At 41.8% G+C, this 19,694-nt stretch carries 19 protein-coding genes; 4 read left to right on the top strand and 15 right to left on the bottom strand.

The annotated features are described in order from the left end of the window. Positions 1-5 precede the first annotated feature (5 nt). The 5 genes from alr to rpsF all read right to left on the bottom strand — a co-directional run bounded on the left by alr (position 6) and on the right by rpsF (position 3,866). Positions 6-1,076, bottom strand: a complete 1,071-nt coding sequence (alr, locus tag FTU40_RS06070) for an alanine racemase (RefSeq protein WP_100355351.1) — start codon at positions 1,074-1,076, stop codon at positions 6-8. Positions 1,077-1,124: 48 nt separating this feature from the next. Then, positions 1,125-2,567 (bottom strand): replicative DNA helicase, encoded by a 1,443-nt coding sequence (gene dnaB, locus FTU40_RS06065; RefSeq protein WP_005097243.1) that lies wholly within the window; start codon positions 2,565-2,567, stop codon positions 1,125-1,127. A gap of 216 nt (positions 2,568-2,783) precedes the next feature. Further along, positions 2,784-3,230, bottom strand: coding sequence for a 50S ribosomal protein L9 (gene rplI, locus FTU40_RS06060; RefSeq protein WP_004645413.1), 447 nt, complete (start codon positions 3,228-3,230; stop codon positions 2,784-2,786). 9 nt (positions 3,231-3,239) lie between these two features. Beyond that, entirely contained in the window at positions 3,240-3,467 is a 228-nt protein-coding gene (rpsR, locus tag FTU40_RS06055; RefSeq protein ID WP_005097242.1) for a 30S ribosomal protein S18, read from the bottom strand. Between the two features lie 12 nt (positions 3,468-3,479). Next, complete coding sequence (gene rpsF / locus FTU40_RS06050; RefSeq protein ID WP_004278789.1) at positions 3,480-3,866, bottom strand: 30S ribosomal protein S6; 387 nt, start codon at positions 3,864-3,866, stop codon at positions 3,480-3,482. Between the two features lie 252 nt (positions 3,867-4,118). Between rpsF and FTU40_RS06045 the strand changes: the two genes are divergently transcribed. The 3 genes from FTU40_RS06045 to FTU40_RS06035 are packed head-to-tail and all read left to right on the top strand — an operon-like array spanning position 4,119 to position 7,034. Beyond that, positions 4,119-5,507 (top strand): hypothetical protein, encoded by a 1,389-nt coding sequence (locus FTU40_RS06045; protein WP_180040161.1) that lies wholly within the window; start codon positions 4,119-4,121, stop codon positions 5,505-5,507. A gap of 11 nt (positions 5,508-5,518) precedes the next feature. Beyond that, positions 5,519-6,232 carry an OmpA family protein gene (locus FTU40_RS06040; RefSeq protein ID WP_218944650.1) on the top strand — a complete coding sequence of 238 codons (714 nt, stop codon included), beginning with the start codon at positions 5,519-5,521 and terminating at the stop codon, positions 6,230-6,232. Next, positions 6,219-7,034, top strand: coding sequence for a hypothetical protein (locus FTU40_RS06035; protein ID WP_180040159.1), 816 nt, complete (start codon positions 6,219-6,221; stop codon positions 7,032-7,034). The genes FTU40_RS06040 and FTU40_RS06035 overlap by 14 nt, the downstream gene beginning before the upstream one ends. A 40-nt stretch (positions 7,035-7,074) precedes the next feature. Here the strand turns inward: FTU40_RS06035 and cyoE are convergent, their stop codons facing one another. From cyoE to ppsA, 7 genes are all read right to left on the bottom strand, one after another. Continuing rightward, positions 7,075-7,953 (bottom strand): heme o synthase, encoded by an 879-nt coding sequence (cyoE, locus tag FTU40_RS06030; RefSeq protein ID WP_005097240.1) that lies wholly within the window; start codon positions 7,951-7,953, stop codon positions 7,075-7,077. A gap of 10 nt (positions 7,954-7,963) precedes the next feature. Then, the gene (locus tag FTU40_RS06025; protein WP_005097239.1) at positions 7,964-8,290 is read right to left on the bottom strand and encodes a cytochrome o ubiquinol oxidase subunit IV; all 327 of its coding nucleotides are present in this window, start codon (positions 8,288-8,290) and stop codon (positions 7,964-7,966) included. After that, positions 8,290-8,907 (bottom strand): cytochrome o ubiquinol oxidase subunit III, encoded by a 618-nt coding sequence (cyoC, locus tag FTU40_RS06020; RefSeq protein ID WP_005097238.1) that lies wholly within the window; start codon positions 8,905-8,907, stop codon positions 8,290-8,292. The genes FTU40_RS06025 and cyoC overlap by 1 nt, the downstream gene beginning before the upstream one ends. 4 nt (positions 8,908-8,911) lie before the next feature. Beyond that, complete coding sequence (cyoB, locus tag FTU40_RS06015; protein ID WP_074383225.1) at positions 8,912-10,900, bottom strand: cytochrome o ubiquinol oxidase subunit I; 1,989 nt, start codon at positions 10,898-10,900, stop codon at positions 8,912-8,914. Between the two features lie 3 nt (positions 10,901-10,903). Then, the gene (gene cyoA / locus FTU40_RS06010) at positions 10,904-12,007 is read right to left on the bottom strand and encodes a ubiquinol oxidase subunit II (RefSeq protein ID WP_005097235.1); all 1,104 of its coding nucleotides are present in this window, start codon (positions 12,005-12,007) and stop codon (positions 10,904-10,906) included. Between the two features lie 300 nt (positions 12,008-12,307). Continuing rightward, positions 12,308-13,102, bottom strand: coding sequence for an RDD family protein (locus FTU40_RS06005; RefSeq protein WP_005170506.1), 795 nt, complete (start codon positions 13,100-13,102; stop codon positions 12,308-12,310). A 400-nt stretch (positions 13,103-13,502) separates the two neighbouring features. Beyond that, a complete protein-coding gene (gene ppsA, locus FTU40_RS06000; RefSeq protein WP_005097232.1) occupies positions 13,503-15,881 on the bottom strand; it encodes a phosphoenolpyruvate synthase in 2,379 nt (792 codons plus the stop codon). A 154-nt stretch (positions 15,882-16,035) separates the two neighbouring features. Between ppsA and FTU40_RS05995 the strand changes: the two genes are divergently transcribed. Beyond that, positions 16,036-16,872, top strand: coding sequence for a pyruvate, water dikinase regulatory protein (locus FTU40_RS05995; RefSeq protein WP_005097231.1), 837 nt, complete (start codon positions 16,036-16,038; stop codon positions 16,870-16,872). A gap of 233 nt (positions 16,873-17,105) precedes the next feature. Here the strand turns inward: FTU40_RS05995 and FTU40_RS05990 are convergent, their stop codons facing one another. The 3 genes from FTU40_RS05990 to FTU40_RS05980 all read right to left on the bottom strand — a co-directional run bounded on the left by FTU40_RS05990 (position 17,106) and on the right by FTU40_RS05980 (position 19,578). Next, positions 17,106-17,669 carry a flavoprotein gene (locus FTU40_RS05990; RefSeq protein ID WP_180040157.1) on the bottom strand — a complete coding sequence of 188 codons (564 nt, stop codon included), beginning with the start codon at positions 17,667-17,669 and terminating at the stop codon, positions 17,106-17,108. Between the two features lie 296 nt (positions 17,670-17,965). Further along, positions 17,966-18,970: an LLM class flavin-dependent oxidoreductase gene (locus FTU40_RS05985; protein WP_100355348.1), complete on the bottom strand. Its 1,005-nt coding sequence runs from the start codon at positions 18,968-18,970 to the stop codon at positions 17,966-17,968. Positions 18,971-19,125: 155 nt separating this feature from the next. Then, entirely contained in the window at positions 19,126-19,578 is a 453-nt protein-coding gene (locus FTU40_RS05980; RefSeq protein ID WP_005097226.1) for a hypothetical protein, read from the bottom strand. Positions 19,579-19,694: the final 116 nt, after the last annotated feature.

The following is a 19,694-nucleotide window of genomic DNA, read 5'->3' as shown; positions in this document are numbered from 1 at the left end:
TCAACTCAAATAACTTTACGTAGCGGACGATGACTGAGTCTGCATAACAGTTCATAACCAATGGTGCCATTGGCTTCAGCAACATCATCGACCAAACGGGTATTCCCCCAAAGTTCGACTTGAGTACCAGGTTTTACCTGCATAGCAGTTACATCAATCGCGATCATATCCATTGCTACACGACCAATGACACGCGTTTGCTGGCCATTAATCGCCACATAGTTCTGTTTCGGGAAAGCACGAGGGTAGCCATCACCATAGCCAATTGAAACAATCGCAAGTGTCATGTCTTGCTCAGCTGTAAATGTTGAACCATAACCGACATGCTCACCTGCCTTGATATGGTTGAGCGCAATCACTTCGGCAGTAAAGGTCATGACTGGTTTTAAATCCAGATCATGCACATCACGATCTGCAAATGGAGTCGCGCCATAAAGCATGATCCCGGGACGGACAAAATCAAAATGCAATTCTGGATATTTATAAATGGCTGCTGAGTTACAACATGAACCCATCAATGGTGCACAGTCATTTTTAATTTCTAAGAATTGACGGATTTGTTCATCATTCAGCGGGTGATCAGCATCGGCATTGGCAAAATGCATCGCCAAAACACAAGTAAAACCTTCAGCTTTGAGTTGATTGATCACGTCTTTAATTACATCAATTTTAAAGCCAAGACGGTTCATCCCGCTATTCAGCTTGACCCAGACTTTCAGGTCTTTGGCGATATAAGCATCTTTATGTGCCAAGAGCCAATCGACCTGTGCCTGCTGATGCACAATCACTTCAATATTCTGATCAATCACGATTGGCATTTCGTCTGCAACAAAAACACCTTCGATGAGCGTGATCGGCTGTTGATAACCCAGTTCACGAATTTCCAGGGCTTCTTGTAAGCATGCGACACCAAAAGCATCGCTTGCACTTAAGGCTGCCAGGCAGTCTTTAACTCCATGTCCGTAAGCATTGGCTTTGACCATACTGACGATTTTAGCGGTTGGGGCAAGTTGTTTGACACGGTTTAAATTATATTGCAGTGCTGCACTGTCAATATAAACTGTAGCTTGGCGCACCCTAAATTACTCCTGGAGGGACGATGGAAATCTGATGATTGAGCTTGTTTACTCTTCATCATCATACTGAGCATAAAACTCAGGTGAGAGATTACTAAAACGGGTATATTGACCTTCGAAAGCCAGACGTACCGTACCAATCGGGCCGTTACGCTGCTTACCAATAATAATTTCAGCAGTGCCGGCTTCCTTTGATTCCTTGTTATAAACCTCGTCGCGGTAAATGAACATGATCAAATCGGCATCCTGCTCGATTGCACCGGATTCACGTAAATCGGACATCACCGGGCGTTTATTGGGGCGGTTTTCCAGGGCGCGGTTTAACTGGGAAAGTGCAATGACAGGGCACTGCATTTCTTTAGCCAGTGCTTTTAAGCTTCGTGAAATTTCCGAAATCTCACCGACACGGTTGTCGCCCATACCGGGTACTTTCATCAACTGAAGATAATCGACCATGATACAGCCGAGTTTGCCACCATGCATTTTGGCAATACGACGGGCACGGGAACGTAATTCAGTTGGTGGCAGGGCAGAGGAATCATCGATATACAGGTTTTTTTCCTGTAAATGCACAATGGTACTGGTCACTTTTGACCACTCATCGCTGTCCATTTTGCCTGAACGCAAATGCCCCTGATGCACACGGCCAAATGACGAAATCAAACGCATGGCAATCGAATCCGCTGGCATCTCCATAGAATAGACCAGCGCCGGCAGGTTGTTATTAAATAAAACGCTTTCGACCAGATTCATGGCAAAAGTGGTTTTACCCATGGACGGACGCGCTGCGACAATAATCAGGTCGCCGGATTGCATGCCTGAGGTTTTATTATCCAGTTCCACAAAACCTGTGGTTAAACCGGTAATGCTACCTTCCATTTGTGATAATTCATTCAATTTATCAAAAACATCGGCAACGACAGAGTTAATCGGTTTAGGCCCTTGCGCCTTGGCATTATTATTATGCTGTTCTGCAATCGAGAAAATATTGGTTTCAGCCAAGTCCAAAATTTCACTGACGGTACGGCCTTTGGTGTCATAGGCATTTTGTAAAATTTCAGAGCTGACTTTAATCATGCTGCGCAGGGTCGAGAATTCTTTAATTTTGCCTGCATAGGTTTCCAGGTTGTAGAAACTCGATGGCGAGTCTGCCATGAGCTGCATCAGATATTCTTCACCACCAATGGCATCCAGCAAGTTCTGCTTGATCAGCCAGTCATGCACCAGTACCGCATCATAAGGTGAGTTTTCTTTAGAGAGTTGATCAATGGCGCGGAAAATATATTTATGTCGGGTCGCATAAAAATCATTTTCAGTCAGCACATCACCGACCTGTTCAAAAGATTCGGCAACGGTCATTAATGCAGCAAGTACGGCTTGTTCAATCGCTAAATTGTGCGGTGGAGTACGAAATTCCTTGAGATTGCTGTTCTCAGTACTGATTTCGATATTAGCGCTGGTCGGCTTTTTGCTGGCATTCGCCTGTGACATATAAATCCCTGATTTTAAATACAATGGTTAAACATTATCGGAGATGAATAGCTTTTATTCACTACGACATGAAATCATACGCGTTCTGAAATCAAATGCGAAGGGTAAATTTTCATTTGTATGGGTAATAAAATAATTTTTAAGCAGGAGATACCTGTCATTTTTTTATAGATAAAAAAAGAGCATGCTTTCGCATGCTCTTTTTGAGGCGAGAAATTACTCAGCTACGATAGTAACCAGAACTTCTGCAGTAACATCATGGTGCAATTGGATTGCGATGTTAAATTCGCCAGTGTGACGAAGTGCGCCATTTGGAAGACGTACTTCTGCACGGTCTACTTCTAGACCAGCATTTGTCAACGCGTCAGCGATGTCACGAGTACCGATAGAACCGAATAGTTTACCTTCGTCACCAGCTTTCGCAGTGATTACGATATTTACTTCGTTCAATTGGTCAGCACGTGCTTGAGCAGCAGCTAAAACATCAGCTTCAGCTTTCTCAAGTTCAGCACGACGAGCTTCAAAAGCAGCAGTGTTTGATTCTGTTGCAGCAACTGCCATACCTTGTGGGATAAGGAAGTTACGGCCATAACCAGCTTTAACTGATACTTTATCGCCTAGTTTACCTAGGTTTTTAATGCGTTGTAATAAGATAATATCCACAGCTCAACCTCACTTATGATTGTCAGTGTAAGGGATCAAAGACAAGAAGCGAGCTTGTTTAATAGCTAGCGCCAATTGACGTTGGTAACGAGCTTTAGTACCTGTAATACGGCTAGGAACAATCTTGCCGTTTTCAGTGATGTACTGTTTTAAAGTGTCGATATCTTTGTAGTCGATGTACGTAACGTTCTCAGCTGTAAAGCGGCAGAACTTGCGACGACGGTAAAAACGTGCCATGTTATGTTCTCCTTAAGCTTCAGCAGAGTCTTGAGCGTGTTGTGCTTCTTCACGTTGAGCTTTACGCGCACGTTTTTCTTCAGCACTTTTCGCCAATAGTGACTCTTCAGTGATTGCGTTTTCACGACGGATGATAAGGCTACGAATGATTGCATCGTTATAACGGAACAATTCTTCAAGCTCATCAAGAGTAGTCTGACCACACTCAACATTCATAAGAATGTAGTGAGCTTTGTGGATCTTGTTGATTGGGTAAGCCAATTGACGACGGCCCCAGTCTTCAAGACGGTGGATTTGACCTTCAGCTTCTTTGATGTGAGTTAGGTAGCGTTCTACCATACCAACGACTTGATCGCTTTGATCAGGGTGTACTAAAAGTACGATTTCGTAATGACGCATTGTCAGCTCCTTACGGTTTGGACAGCCCCAATTTAAGTAAATTGAAGCAAGGAGTCACAACCAAGGTTGTGTCGCAGTGTTTGCGAGCCAAGAATTTTAGAGGGTTTAGGTTTAAAATACAAGTCATAGCTTTGAAATAGCTAAATTCAAATATTAAGTTATATTTATTCTTTTGTGTTTATTGAAGTTTTTTGTGGGAACAATTATTTATAGTGATACTATTCACATAATTTTATTTCCTTTCCCTCTGTCATGTTAGATTTTCTTGATGTTTTTTCCAAAATTTTTCATTTCCTTGCAATTGTAGTTATTGTTGTTTTCTTTATTTATTTTATTCGTTTAGATCGCTTGCATGAAAAGGCTAATCCTGCTTACCCAAGTTTACTGATTACAATAGGGATTGGCTTTACCTTCTTTGGTGTTGCTTTGGGGCTTGCGGGCTTTGACACAGAGGATCCAACGGGAAGTCTATCGACTCTAGTAAATGGTATTAAAACTGCATTTTGGGGGTCATTTGCAGGTATTCTTGCTTCAATTTTAATTAAATTTCATGCACTTATTAAGTTTAAAGAAAATGATACTGATTTACAGGCAGATAAGCAGGTGCAGCAGTTTTATGAAGAGCATCAAATTTTAGCAAAGCAGAGCCAATTTTTAGAAAAAATTTATACTGATAATCAAAATCATCATCAGAATTTAGTAAAAGCCATTGAAAATTTTGGCCTAAATTTAGATAAAAATAATAAAAATAATATGCAAGAAATGCTTCAATCGATCAGTAGTAGTTTAGGTGGTATTGAGCAAATTCAACGCAGTACACAAGGTTATATTGCAGGTGAAATCGCAGAATTAAGAAACGAATTTGTTTCGTTTGCACAAAAGCAAGCAGAACAGACCACTGATATTTTCATTAAGGCCCTGGAACAAGCAATTCAACGTTTCAATGAAAATTTAACAGATAGTTTGGGTGAAAACTTTAAGCAACTTAATCAATCTGTAAACCGTTTGGTAGATTGGCAGGAGCAATACGCATCTCACGTAGAACAACAGACCACAAATTATGAGGGAATGTTGTCTCAGATTGAACAGGTGAAAAATGATTTTTCAACTGTGTTGCATAATGTGGATGGTTTTAAGCAAATTATTTTACAAGTAGAGCAAGCCATTCAATCCATTGATCATACCAACTATGAGTTTAACAACCGTATTGAGCATTTCTATGGCGCTTTGGATGCAAAACTTGTAGAGGTTGATCAAACGCGTCAATTGTTTGCAGAGAGTTTTAACAAGACTGAATCGCAAATGGATAAAATCAATCAACTGACCGAAACGATCTTTACTGAAATTCATGACTATTTGGAGTCTAGTCATGCGCGTGCGCTACAGATACAAACAACGTCTGCACAGCAAGCTGAACAAATGCAAAAGCAAATGAAGCAATCATTTGAACAGACGCAGCAGCAATTAAGCGATGGTTTAAGCACGATTGAAACTCAATTGCAGCAGACATTGAATCAGTCATTGATCACACTCGCTCAGCAATTAGGTGCACTTTCAACTAAGTTTGCACAAGATTATGAGCCAATTACAGAAAATTTAAAAAATATTATCGACTCGATTGATCAGGGAGTGAGATCTTAATGTTGCCCTTTATGCGTCAGCGTGCAACGAATTCTGATCAATGGATTAGTTTAAGCGATATTATGACTGCACTGATGATGGTGTTTTTGCTTATTAGTGTCATTTACATGATACGTGTTAAAGAATCAGTCGATATCCCACGAATTTTTAAGGCGGATGAACAACAATTACATTCGCAATTAGAGCAAAAGCTACAAAGTAAATTGACCAAGTGGGGTGCAACTCTAAGTCCTGACTTAACAGTGCGCTTTAATAATGAGGAAATTCTTTTTAAGGCAGGTTCAGCAGATTTAAGTGCTGAATTTAAGCAGGCACTGAATGAATATTTCCCTATTTATATTCGTTCGGTGATGCAAGATCGTTTTGTTGATAATATTAAAGAAATTCGTATTGAAGGGCATACGTCAAGTTTCTGGGCAAAAGGTGTTGGTGAGGAAGAGGCTTATATTCGTAACATGCAGCTTTCTCAAACACGTGCACAAAATACCTTAATTTATTTACTACAAAGTTCATTATTAACAACGGTAGAAAAAGCGTGGTTAAAACGTAAATTCAGAGCAATTGGATTTTCTTCGGCTGCACCTTTAGGTAAAAATGGGCAACCTGCGAGTGGCTCTAATAGAGAGCATTACGGTGCATCACAACGTGTAGAATTTAGAGTGGTGACAACCGCTGAAGATAGAATTCGTGCTGTTGCCTATGGTGATTCAAATGCAGCTCGTTGATTTTTTAACTAGTGACTTCTTAAATGAATTAAGAAGTCAAATGAAAGCAAAGCTTTTAGATATTACTGATTTACCCTTTCGCAATGGTATTACCTACGCAGATTTATATGATTTGCATGAAGGTGTCGAGGTTGATATTGGTGATATTACAAGCTCTCCTTCGGGTTTGCTTTATTATAAAGGTGTGATGGTTTCTCTGAATATTCAGGATGCTTTTCAGGGAAATAAGCAAGAAGAGAGTCTGCCTAAATTACACATTTGTCATTGTCATAAGCTCAAAGAAATGAAGGCTGCTGGGCGTATACAGCGTTATGTGTGTTCAGCACGCACAGATAAAATTCGTAAAATTCGCTTTATTTCAAATTATACAAACCAAATTAAAAGTGGTGAGTATGATTTGGATGTCTGTAAATACTGTCTAAGTCAATTAAAGTTAAACGGCTATAAAACTTCGATGACACCGATGGAAAAAAACCAGATATCCAAAAAATTAGACTTAAGTGATTTTTATCTCAAGTTTGAGCCACAATTTTATCAGGCGATGATTCAAGTGTTATATACAGACCAAAATGATATTGTAGCTAATCAATATCAAATGGACTGGAAGTATATTTCCTATAAATACAGAAAATCGAAACAATGGCGCTGTGAAGCATGTACAAAAGATTGTACTCACGATCATGCAAATTTACATACGCATCATATTAATGGTAATAAAGCCGATAACCGTTTAATCAATTTGAGTGCTTTGTGTTATGACTGCCATGCGATGCAACCGATGCATGAACATATGAGACGTTGATTCTGAAATAAAAAAAGATAGAGACGAACTCTCTATCTTTTTAAAAAAATACTATCTGTGTAGATGGCGCAGTTGAAGTAAAGCTAAATACAATACTGATCACGGTAATCAGGATGACAGAGAACAGAAAATATTTCTTTGCCCAAAGCTGATCATTTTCAGCTTTAAATCCAATGACACCGATATACAACCAGTAAATGCACAATAGATTTAAAATGACTGCATACAACCAATTGGCATAGCCATATACAAATAATGCATTCATGGTCAGGGTGAATAACACCACATACAAAAGTGATTCGATCTTGGTACGATGAATCGAGCGCGCCACAGGCAAAATGGGAATGCCTGCATTTTTGTAATCATCAAAGCGGTAAACCGCAATTGCCCATGAGTGAGGCATTTGCCACAACGCATAACCTAAAAAGATCAGTAATGCACCCAGGTCAAATTGATTGGCCACAGCGGTATAACCAATGACAGGCGGAGCTGCACCAGAAATACTGCCGACTACAGTTTGATGAATTGTGGTTCGTTTTGTCCATAGGCTGTAGAAACCAACATATACAACAAAACCAATCACCGCGAAAAGAAAAGCGTACGCATTTACCCAGAACCATAAAATGCTAAAACCAATGAGGCCTAAGACCAGAGCAAAAGCCAGGGCAACAGGTTCAGAGATGGTTTTGATGACCAGAGCACGATTTTGTGTGCGCTGCATTTTTTGGTCGATGTCCTGGTCAATCACGTTGTTGACCACACATCCTGATGCTACGACAAGCGTAGTACCGAGAAGGGTAATAAGCAGGAGAAGGAAATCTACAGAACCTTGAGTGGCTACGAAGTAGCCACCCAAAGTGGTAACAAAGTTACCGAAGAGAATTCCTGGCTTAGTCAGGAATAAATACTTTTTCAACATGACGACCAGTTTAGATCATCATGTTGTAGTGTAGGTAATTCATGATCCATACAGAACCTACTAAAAGAATAGCGATGGTTAAGATGGTATACACGAACGCAATCACGTTCCAGCGTTGCTCTGAAGAAGAGTTCATATGCAGGAAGTAAATTAACTGCACAAGAATCTGAGCAACCGCAGTAATCGCAATTACTGCAATCAAGATACCGCGTTCAAAACCGCCTGCCATCACCATACCGAATGGAATTACGGTAAGGATGACAGAAAGTACGAAGCCAATTGTATATTGCTTAACGTTACCGTGTGATGCACCAGCTGAGTTGTGATCGTGACTCATTACAGAACTCCCATCAAGTAAACTACGCTGAATACACAGATCCAAACGATGTCAAGGAAGTGCCAGAACAAGCTTAGGCAAGCTAGACGACGCGTGTTTGCAAGAGTCAAACCATATTTCTTGATTTGAACCATTAACACGATCATCCAGACCAGACCAGAAGTTACGTGAATACCGTGCGTACCTACCAAGGTAAAGAACGCAGATAAGAACGCACTTGTGCTTGGACCGTGACCCGCATGAACTAAGTGATTGAACTCATATAGTTCCATGCCGATGAAGATAGCACCGAATACCCAAGTAATCGCTAACCAAGTCAGTACTTTTGCAACGTCTTTTTTGTATGCAGCAAGAACTGCAAAACCAAAGGTTACAGAAGAGATCAAGAGAGCGAAGGTTTCAGTCAGAACGAAACCTAAAGAGTCGCCAAACAGGTCTCTCGCACTTGGAGTACCCACAGGAATGTGGCTACTTAAAACAGCGAACGCAATGAAGAGTGTACCGAACAGGACAAGGTCACTCATCAAGTAAGTCCAGAAACCAAAGACGGTGATGTCAGTATCATCGTGATGATGCTCATCGTGTCCGTGGTTATCGTGATGAAGTACTTCAGCCATTGTCTTAGTCCTTCTTCAAGTGTTTTTCAAGAATCGCATAGCGTTCGTTTTCAATACGCTCAACTTCAGCAGCAGGAACATAGTAATCCACTTTCTTGGTGAAAGAAGACACGATGAAGCTAATGATAGAAGCAATGAACGTAACAACTACTAACCACCAGATATGCCAGATTAAACCGAAGCCCATTACAGTGATGAACATCGCGATAACGAAACCAGCAGCACGATTCGTTGGCATATGGATATCTTCATACTTCGTTGGTTTTGCATATGCAACACCATTTTCTTTCTCAACCCAGAAAGTATCAATACCATTGATCTTTGGAAGATGAGCAAAGTTATAGAACGGAGCAGGAGAAGATGTCGACCATTCAAGCGTACGGCCATCCCATGGGTCGCCAGTCAAATCTAGACGTTGGTCACGTTGTAAGAAACCAACCACGATTTGCATAACGAAACATACGATACCAAGTGCAACAAGAACTGAACCGAACATCGCGATATTTACATATGGGTCCCAATCTGGGTTGTCAAATGTATTCAGACGACGAGTCATACCCATGAAACCAAGGATATAAAGTGGCATGAATGCAAAGTAGAAACCGAAGAACCAGAACCAGAATGCTGCTTTACCCCAAGTTTCATTCAGTCTCCAACCGAACATTTTCGGCCAGTAGAAGATGATACCTGCGAACATCGCAAATACTACACCACCAATAATTACGTTATGGAAGTGAGCGATCAGGAATAAAGAGTTGTGTACCAGGAAGTCCGCTGGTGGAACCGCCATCAATACACCTGTTAAACCACCGATACCGAAAGTCACAAGGAAGCCAAGTGTCCACAGCATTGGGGTTGTGTAAACAATGCGACCCTTGTACATGGTGAACAACCAAGAGAAGATCTTCACACCTGTAGGAATCGCAATAATCATGGTCATGATACCGAAGAACGCGTTAACGTTGGCACCTGCACCCATAGTAAAGAAGTGGTGAACCCATACAACGAATGACAATACTGTGATTGCTACTGTTGCATACACCATGGATTTGTAACCGAACAATGCTTTGCGCGAGTAAGTCGCAACAACTTCTGAGTAAATACCAAATGCTGGTAATACCAAGATATACACTTCTGGGTGACCCCAAGTCCAAATCAGGTTTACATACAACATTGGGCTACCACCCAGGTCATTTGTAAAGAAGTGGAAATCGAAGTAACGGTCAAGCGTTAGCATTGCAATTGTTGCAGTCAACACCGGGAAAGCAGCAATAATCAATACTGCTGTACATAAAGATGTCCAGGTAAAGATTGGCATTTCCATGAGTTTCATGCCAGGCGCACGCATTTTGATGATGGTAACAAAGAAGTTAACACCCGTTAATAGCGTACCTAGACCTGAAATTTGCAGTGCCCAGATGTAGTAGTCCATACCTACGCCTGGAGAATATTCGATACCTGACAGTGGAGGGTATGCCATCCAGCCTGTTGCAGCGAATTCACCTAACGCAAGTGAAACCATCATCAGACCCGCAGCGCCGGCAAATAACCAGAAGCTGAGTGAGTTCAATAATGGGAATGCAACGTCACGTGCACCGATTTGAAGCGGCACAGAGATGTTCATTAAACCAACTACAAGACCCATTGCCACGAAGAAGATCATGATCACGCCATGCGCGGTAAAGATCTGGTCGTAATGCTCAGGGTGTAAATAACCTTCGCCGCCACCTTTTGCAAGGAACTGCTGAAGACGCATCATGATCGCATCGGCGAAACCACGCACCAGCATGATCACAGATACGAAGATATACATGATACCAATTTTTTTATGGTCTACAGATGTGAACCATTCGTTCCACAAGTAGCCCCATTTTTTGAAGTAGGTAATACCAGCAACAACTGCGATAGCACCCAAGATCATCATTGCAACAGTTGCCAATACGATTGGATCGTAAGGAATTGCATCTGGACCTAACTTACCTAAGAAGCTCATGTCTTATTCTCCTTGAGAAGCAGTCGCATGTTCACCTGCTACATGAGCTTCAGAAGCAGATGCTTCCTGAGCAACAGCATCAGTCGCTGCAGCTTCTACAGGAGCTGTATGATCAGCACCGTGGTAGTTACTCATATAGTTGTGAATCACAGATTCAAACAAACCAGACTCGACAGAAGAATAATAAGTCACAGGATGTGGCTGAGTCTTATATGGGCCTTCTGCTTGTGCAGTTTCAGCAAGTCGTTTCTCTAAATCTGTTCTTGCATTACGAACCATTGCATCAATTTGTTTTTGTGAACGGTTGCCGTCACGTAAGGTCGCAAATTCAGCTTGGTCTAAAACAGTTTTTTGAACTGCAACAGGATTTACTGAAGTACCATTACCTGATTGAACTGCAGCAACCCATTCAGCGAATTGAGCATCAGTCACAGAATGTGCACGGAAGCGCATTTGCGAGAAGCCATAGCCTGAATAGTTTGAAGAGAAACCACGATAACCTTCAGCTGGACTCGTTTCATCAGCTAAGAAGTTAAGGTGAGTTTGCATGCCTGCCATTGCATAAATCTGACCACTTAACGCCGGGATGAAGAAAGAGTTCATCGTGAAGTTAGACGTGATACGAAGGCTTACCGGAGTTTTCTCTGGGAAACGCAATTCGTTAATTGTTGCAATGTTTTGCTCAGGATAGATGAAGATCCATTTAAATTGTTCAGCAATAACTTGAACAGTTAATGGTGCTTTATCTGCTTCAATTGGACGGTATGGGTCATACTTGTGGGAACCCCACCAAGTTAACCAAGCTAAAATACCAATAATAATGACAGGAATACCCCATACTACAATTTCAATTGCAGTAGAGTGTGTCCATGTAGGTTTATAGTCTGCGTCTTTATTCGATGCACGATATTTCCAACCGAACCATAATGCCATGATGATTGATGGAATAACCACCAACAGCATTAAGTAAATCGCAGTCATCATCAGGTTACTTTGACCTGCTGCAACTGGACCTTTAGAGTTCAGAAGTACCATATCACCACCACACCCGGTCAAGAGTGCAGTCATCGCAGATAAAGACAATACAGCTAAAATCGTTTGTCTCATTTTACAACCTCGGTGAAGAGTCCCATTCCCTAATTTAATATGGGATAGCGATTAAAGTGCACATGACGAAAAAGGCTGATTTTTACAAAACATCCTATTAATCATAATACACCGCTACGTTGTAGGGCATTATGCCTGAGATTGACGAACTAAGCTATATCTAAAGCCGCTTTAAATGCCTGTAATAAAAACCGATTTTGTTGCTCGGGATTTAGGAATATTTATAGGAATTTTATTTCAATTTCAAAGTTATGTAAGAAAGAATGGGATGAATATCATCCCATTTTAAGTGATTCAAAATTATTGTTTTACCACTTGAGTTTTTGCCAGTTTATCGTGCAGGGTCTGACGTTTTTTACCCAATCCGAAGGCCCAGTCAATCATTAAACTCAAGGGCATGAAGATGATATTCAGAAATATAAAGAATACGCTACGAATGGTGAAGGCACGTAATAAGCTAACTTTCTCACCAGATTCAGCATCTACAATTTTGATTTTCGTCATTTTTTTGCCAATACTTTGCCCAGATTTGGCAATAAGGTAGGCTTGAATCACCAGCATGATCAGTAAATAGACCGCAGTTGCAATCCAGGCTTGTTGAGAAAACATCTCAAACATCTGGGTTTGCAGTTGCTGCGCCATGGTAGGATCAGCATCACTGTTGAGTATCACATTCATGAACTCTTGGTTCAATTCTGCAAAGCGGACTTCCTGTTCAGGGGTGAAGAATCCAGTCAGAATAAAAGTCGCTGGTAACCAGAGTAACACGTCTACAATTTTGGCCAGAATACGGCTGGGAATACTGGCAAGTGTATTTTTTTGCGTAGTTGCTTGGGTGCGTGGTTGCGTACCAGACACTGTTATAGGCGGGTTGTTCTGGAAAGGCGTGTCAGGTGTTGCGGTTGGTGCGACATAACCCTCAGGTTGATATACCGATTTTCCCTGGGTAAGCTCACCTAAAGCTTTCCACTCTGCCATGCCTTGATGCCATGCCAAATCAGTTAGCATGACTTGCTGATTGGCAAGCATTTGATTTAATTGCTCGAGCGTATATGGACCAGCTTGTTGATTGTTTCGTGCCAAGTAAATCTGCATATAGACTGAATCTCAATATATAAATTTGAACTGATAATAGGTTGAATTAAGATTGTATTGAATTCTATTTTGAAAACAAACACCATCTTATCGTTAAGATTATAGATAAATTGAGTATTTTCAATCCTATTTATGAAGAAAATGCTTCAAATCAAAAACAGTGTAACAAGGATCGGGTGGTTTGAGTGCATCATTCAACATATCCGATTCGCTTTAATTATTGCCCTTTAAAAATGATTTTACTGTTGGCATTTGTTTGTCATTACAATTTGAATGTGGAGAAACAAAATACAAAAACTTATATTTTTAAAACTTTCAGAAGAGCGTTTTGAAATATAAAAGAATATTCATCCCATAAAAAAAAGACCCTGCGAAAGGGTCTTTTTTTATTTAAAATCTATTATGCAGTTGCCACTTTTTCTTTAGCCAGGAAGAACCAGGTATCCAGGACTGAATCCGGGTTTAAAGATACAGACTCAATGCCTTGTTCCATGAGCCATTTCGCAAGATCAGGATGGTCTGAAGGACCTTGACCACAAATACCCACGTATTTGCCTGCACGGTGACATGCCTGGATTGCAAGAGCAAGAAGCGCTTTTACAGCAGGGTCACGTTCGTCGAACAAGTGCGATACGATACCAGAGTCACGGTCTAGACCAAGCGTTAGCTGGGTCAGGTCGTTTGAACCGATAGAGAAACCATCGAAGTGTTCAAGGAATTGATCGGCCAACAATGCGTTGGTTGGTAATTCACACATCATGATCACTTTAAGACCATTTTCACCACGTTTAAGACCGTTCAATTCCAATAACTCGATCACACGTTTTGCTTCAGCCACAGTACGCACAAATGGAATCATGATCTGTACATTGGTTAAGCCCATTTCATCACGAACTTTTTTCAATGCACGGCATTCAAGCTCGAAGCAGTCACGGAAGTTGTCAGACACGTAGCGGCTTGCACCACGGAAGCCCAGCATCGGGTTCTCTTCTTCTGGCTCGTACAACTTACCGCCGATCAAGTTTGCGTATTCATTTGACTTAAAGTCAGACATACGCACGATCACTGGTTTATCTGCAAATGCAGCAGCAAGAGTAGAGATACCTTCAACCAGTTTTTCTACATAGAACTCGATTGGAGAAGCATAACCAGCAGTACGCGCCATCACAGCAGCACGTGTTTCACGTGGCAAGCTGTCAATATTCAACAATGCTTTAGGATGCACACCGATCATACGGTTGATGATGAATTCTAAACGTGCAAGACCAATCCCTTCGTTTGGAATTTGCGCGAAGTCGAATGCACGATCCGGGTTACCGACGTTCATCATGACTTTGAACGGAAGAGCAGGCATTGATTCGATCGAATTGGTTTGGATTTCGAAATCCAGCGCACCTTCATAGATGAAGCCCGTATCACCTTCAGCGCAAGACACAGTCACTTCCTGACCGTCAACCAGTACTTCAGTGGCATTACCACAGCCTACAATCGCAGGAACACCAAGTTCACGTGCAATGATTGCAGCATGACAGGTACGACCACCACGGTTGGTAATAATCGCAGCAGCACGTTTCATCACTGGTTCCCAATCCGGGTCAGTCATGTCAGATACCAGCACGTCACCGTCTTGTACTTTGTCCATTTCTTTGATTGAAGTCACGATACGGACTTTACCAGAACCGATACGTTGACCGATTGAGCGACCTTCACAGATCACAGTACCACGTTGTTTGAGGAGATAGCGCTCCATGGTGCCGACATTTTCACGGCTTTTTACTGTTTCAGGGCGTGCCTGAACGATGTAGATTTTTCCATCATCGCCATCTTTTGCCCACTCGATGTCCATTGGAGAACCGTAGTGGTTTTCAATGATCAGCGCTTGTTTGGCAAGTTCTTGGAGTTCTTGGTCGTTTAGAGCGAACTGTTGACGCTCAGCTTTTTCTACATCTACGACAACCACTGATTTACCTGCAGAAGCTTCTTCACCATAAATCATCTTCTGGTGTTTAGAACCCAAGTTGCGGCGTAAAATCGCGTGTCGGCCTGCATTTAACAGCGGCTTAGAAATATAGAATTCGTCAGGGTTGACTGCACCTTGAACGACCATTTCACCCAAACCATAAGACGCGGTAATAAACACTGCATCACGGAAGCCTGATTCAGTGTCCAGGGTAAACATTACACCTGCAGCACCCGTTTCAGAGCGAACCATACGTTGGATCCCTGCTGAAAGGGCAACCACGTCATGCGCGAAGTTTTGATGGACACGATAAGAAATTGCGCGGTCATTATATAAAGATGCAAAAACTTCTTTGATCGCGATAAGCACGTTATCAATACCGCGAATATTCAAGAAAGTTTCTTGCTGTCCAGCAAAAGAAGCATCTGGTAAATCTTCTGCTGTCGCTGATGAACGAACGGCAACCGCGATATCAGGGTTGCCGTTAGAAAGTTCTGCAAATGCTGTACGAACTTCTTGTTCTAATTCAGAGGTAAGTGGAGTATCCACAATCCATTGGCGGATTTTTGCACCGGTTTCAGCAAGAGCATTCACATCATCCACATTTAGTGCTGCAAGCTCTGCATTAATTTTAGCGTTTAGGCCACTTTGCTCGAGAAATTCACGATATGCTTCAGCTGTAGTTGCAAAGCCACCTGGCACCGATACACCAGCATTGGATAAGTGGCTGATCATTTCGCCCAAGGATGAGTTTTTCCCACCCACGAGTTCAACGTCGTGCTTCCCTAATTTTTCCAGACCAATTACGCGCGCTTCCAAAGTTGTTACTCCACTTTTGCAGTATTAATCACTATCTTGGCATGAGAGTATAGCAAATCATCTAGGTTTTTGATTTTACTAAGCGACAGTCATGTAAGATCGGTTTACTATAAAGATTATATAGCACTAAGACAAATGGTGGAGGAGAATTTTAATGTCAGAAGGTAAACAAATTCAGCGTAGTGTTTTCTTTATCTCGGATGGCACGGCAATTACCGCTGAAACGCTTGGACACTCACTATTAGCGCAGTTTCCAAATGTAAAGTTTGACATTCATATTATCCCTTATATTAGCTCTGAAGAAGCCGCAACCAGTGTGGTTGCAGAGATCAATGCGCGTGCTCTGCAAGACGGTGAAAAACCACTGGTTTTTGATACTTTAGTCGACCCTTATGTGCGGGAGATTATTAATACCGCAAATGCCGTAAATCTTGATGTATTTGAAGGACTTATCAGTAAGTTGTCGGATGAGTTGCAGGTGTTGCCTACAACTTTAGTCGGTCAAACCCATGCGGTGACTGATACTGCCTCCTATAAAGCCCGTATCGATGCGGTACATTTTGCCTTGGACAATGATGATGGCGCGCGTACGCGTCATTATGATAAAGCCGATCTGATTCTGATTGGGGTGTCGCGTTCGGGTAAAACACCTACCTCTATTTATTTGTCTTTGCAATTTGGTATTCGGGTGGCCAACTATCCACTAACAGAAGAAGATCTGGACGATAATCGCTTGCCAGCGGTACTGCGTCCGCATAAAAACAAGCTGTTTGGTCTGATGATTGATGCAGACCGTCTCGTCGCGATTCGCACTGAACGTAAGGCCAATAGTCGTTATGCCAGCTTTAGCCAGTGCCAGATGGAGCTGCGTGCCATTGAAGGAATCTACATTTCGGAAGGAATCAAGTACCTGAATGTCTCTGAAATGTCGATTGAAGAAATCTCGACACGTGTCTTGCAAATGACGGGTTTAAAACGTCGAATTGGCTAAAAAGCCAAACAGAGCCAAACTTTGATTTGGCTCTGTTTTATAGCTAAAAAATACCAATAAATGCTTATTTATAGAAATAATGTATGGTTTTTATAAATTTAAAAAATATCAAGTATCATAATGAAAAATACAAAAGAGCGTTATTTAATCAATTTGTTGAATAAGTACACTATTAATCCTAGGTGTAGAGTTCTAGATTTCATCAATTTTTCATGTTGAGTTGCCAACGTAGCTTATTCTTCTGCTAAATAAGTATGAATAATAATATCGACCTGATGCTGATCTCCATTGATACAGCAAATACTGTTTTCAGTAATTTTTAGGATTGGCCAGGTAATCAGCTGACAATTTTCCCGCTGTAGCGCGGCATAATAATAATCTGACTTGAGATAGGTGTTAGGAGAAGATGCAAGATTTGGCATTAACTGGCGTCTTAGCCACAGGTTTTGTACCTGATTTTCCAGAAATCTGAGGGAAAGCAGACTCTTAATCCGGTTGTTAAATAGACGACGATTTTTACCAATTAAAGGATGATTAATAATGCGTTGCAGAATGCGGTCTGAACCTGGCAGCACAAAAGCAGGATTAATCTGAAAAACTTTCACCGAACCGGCATGTTGACTAATTTTATCCAGCTGGGTAACGGTAAACTGGTCTGTGCCAATAATTGCAATATCTTTGTTTGAATAATCCAGTTTCATAAGCTCGGAAGAAGCGATATTTATTCCGGTAAACAGCTGGAAATGTTCGGGATGATTTTCAAAAATGCCAGCGTGTAGATCTTGCTTGGTGGCCATTAGACTTCCTTGAATTTATTTAATAATTGATTTTCTTTGTCTTAGATATAAACAAAAACCAGAAGCAGGGTAAAGGAGAAAATTTAACTTAGACAGTCATCTATTTGACAGAAATACAGCGGCTTATTTTTTCTAAGTCAGGAGATATAAATATGATTAAAAAGCGGTGGTGTTAAGTAAGAGAGAAGAATGAATAGAAAAAGTTTGGATGACGGTGTTGAACAGATTGTTGCTATTTTATTTGAAAGTTATACAACATCTACCCATTGCTGAGAATAGGTAGATGTCGCTTTCATTTATTGCCCGTTTTTAAGCTGCATCAACAGCTCAAAGTTATGCAGACGCTTGTCAGTGTCATAGATGTCACAAGTGAAGATAAACTCATCGACATCATATCTGGCCAAAAGCGATTCCAGCCCAGCTTTCACAGTTTCTTTGGAGCCGACCTGTGCCATGGCAAAGAAGTTATCAACCGACATTTTCTCGGCAGGTGACCATAGACCGTCCATTGAATCTATCGGCGCTTTCAGTTTTAAGGTCTGACCACGAATCAATGACAAAACCCGCTGATAGGCACTGGTCGCGAGGTATTCTGCTTCTTCATCGCTATCTGCCACACAGGTTGGGACACCCATTGAGACATAAGGACGTTCCAGATATTCGGAAGGCTCAAAGTTTTCACGATACAGCTGAATCGCCTGACCGAGCATACGCGGGGCAAAATGTGAAGCAAAAGAATAAGGCAGGCCCAGTTTTGCTGCAAGTTGTGCACTGAACAGACTCGATCCGAGTAGCCAGACCGGAACATGCGTGCTTTGACCGGGAGTCGCAACAATACGCTGATTTGGCTCTGGATCTTTAAAATATTGCAAAATTTCCAGAATATCTTGCGGGAACTGATCTTCAGTTTCCTGACGGCCACGGCGCAGGGCACGCATGGTCATCTGGTCAGTTCCAGGAGCACGGCCCAGACCGAGTTCAACACGATCTGGATATAAGGTCGCTAAAGTTCCGAATTGCTCAGCCACCACCAGCGGCGCATGATTCGGGAGCATAATCCCGCCTGAGCCTAAAGTTAAGCTTTTGGTGTTCGCCAGTAAATAGCCTAAAAGAACGGCTGTGGCTGAACTGGCAATGCCATCCATATTGTGATGTTCTGCCAGCCACATTCGGCTATAACCCAGTTGTTCTGCTGCCTGGGCAAGCTCCAGCGCGTGGTTCAGCGCGAATTGAATAGTCTTATCGTCACGAACAGGAACCAGTTCGAGGATAGAGAACCGGGTATCGTTAAGTGTACGCATCGTATTACTCTTAAATAGACATGACTAAAAGCATACGACTTTGCATTGTATTTGTATATCGAAAAAAATCGATATAAGTGTAAACGAAAATAACAGGCAAAAAAATAAGCATCCGAAGATGCTTATTTAAGGAGGGAAGCTTAGAGAGTGCAGCCTTAACGACGACGGTTGTTATAGCGATAGTCATTCGTGCGGTAGTTTTTTGAACTGTAGCGACGGTCATAGCGGTCATCATAACGGCGATCCTCACTGACTTTTTTACCCAGTGCTGAACCACCCGCAGAACCTAGTGCTGCACCGATATAACCGCCATTGGTACCCGCCATATTTCGGCCGACTGCATAACCTGCACCACCACCCAGGGCACCACCGATAATTGCACCATTACGGTCACGCTTGTTTGCTGCAACTGCTGCACCAGCACCACCACCAATTGCCGAACCGATGGTTGCACCGGTTGTACCACCCATTTTATTACCTACTGCCGCACCAACAACACCACCAAGTGCTGAAGCTAAGGCGGTATTGGTTGTATTACCCGCATTGGCTGCTGTCATACCCATGGCTGAGGTTGCTACGACAGCGATCATTAGAGATTTATAGTTCATGAGTACACCTTTTATATATCTAGCTGTATTTGTTGATAAGATCAATTTAATCTAGCAAGCGTCAAACAGCATGAAGGCAATGTTGGCGAATTGTGATTTTTATCTCCTTAATTTAT

This window comes from Acinetobacter sp. YH12100, from assembly GCF_013419135.1.
Taxonomy (GTDB): domain Bacteria; phylum Pseudomonadota; class Gammaproteobacteria; order Pseudomonadales; family Moraxellaceae; genus Acinetobacter; species Acinetobacter pseudolwoffii.
The sequence above is the reverse complement of the archived record's forward strand: the minus strand, read 5'-3'. Positions and strand labels throughout refer to the sequence as shown.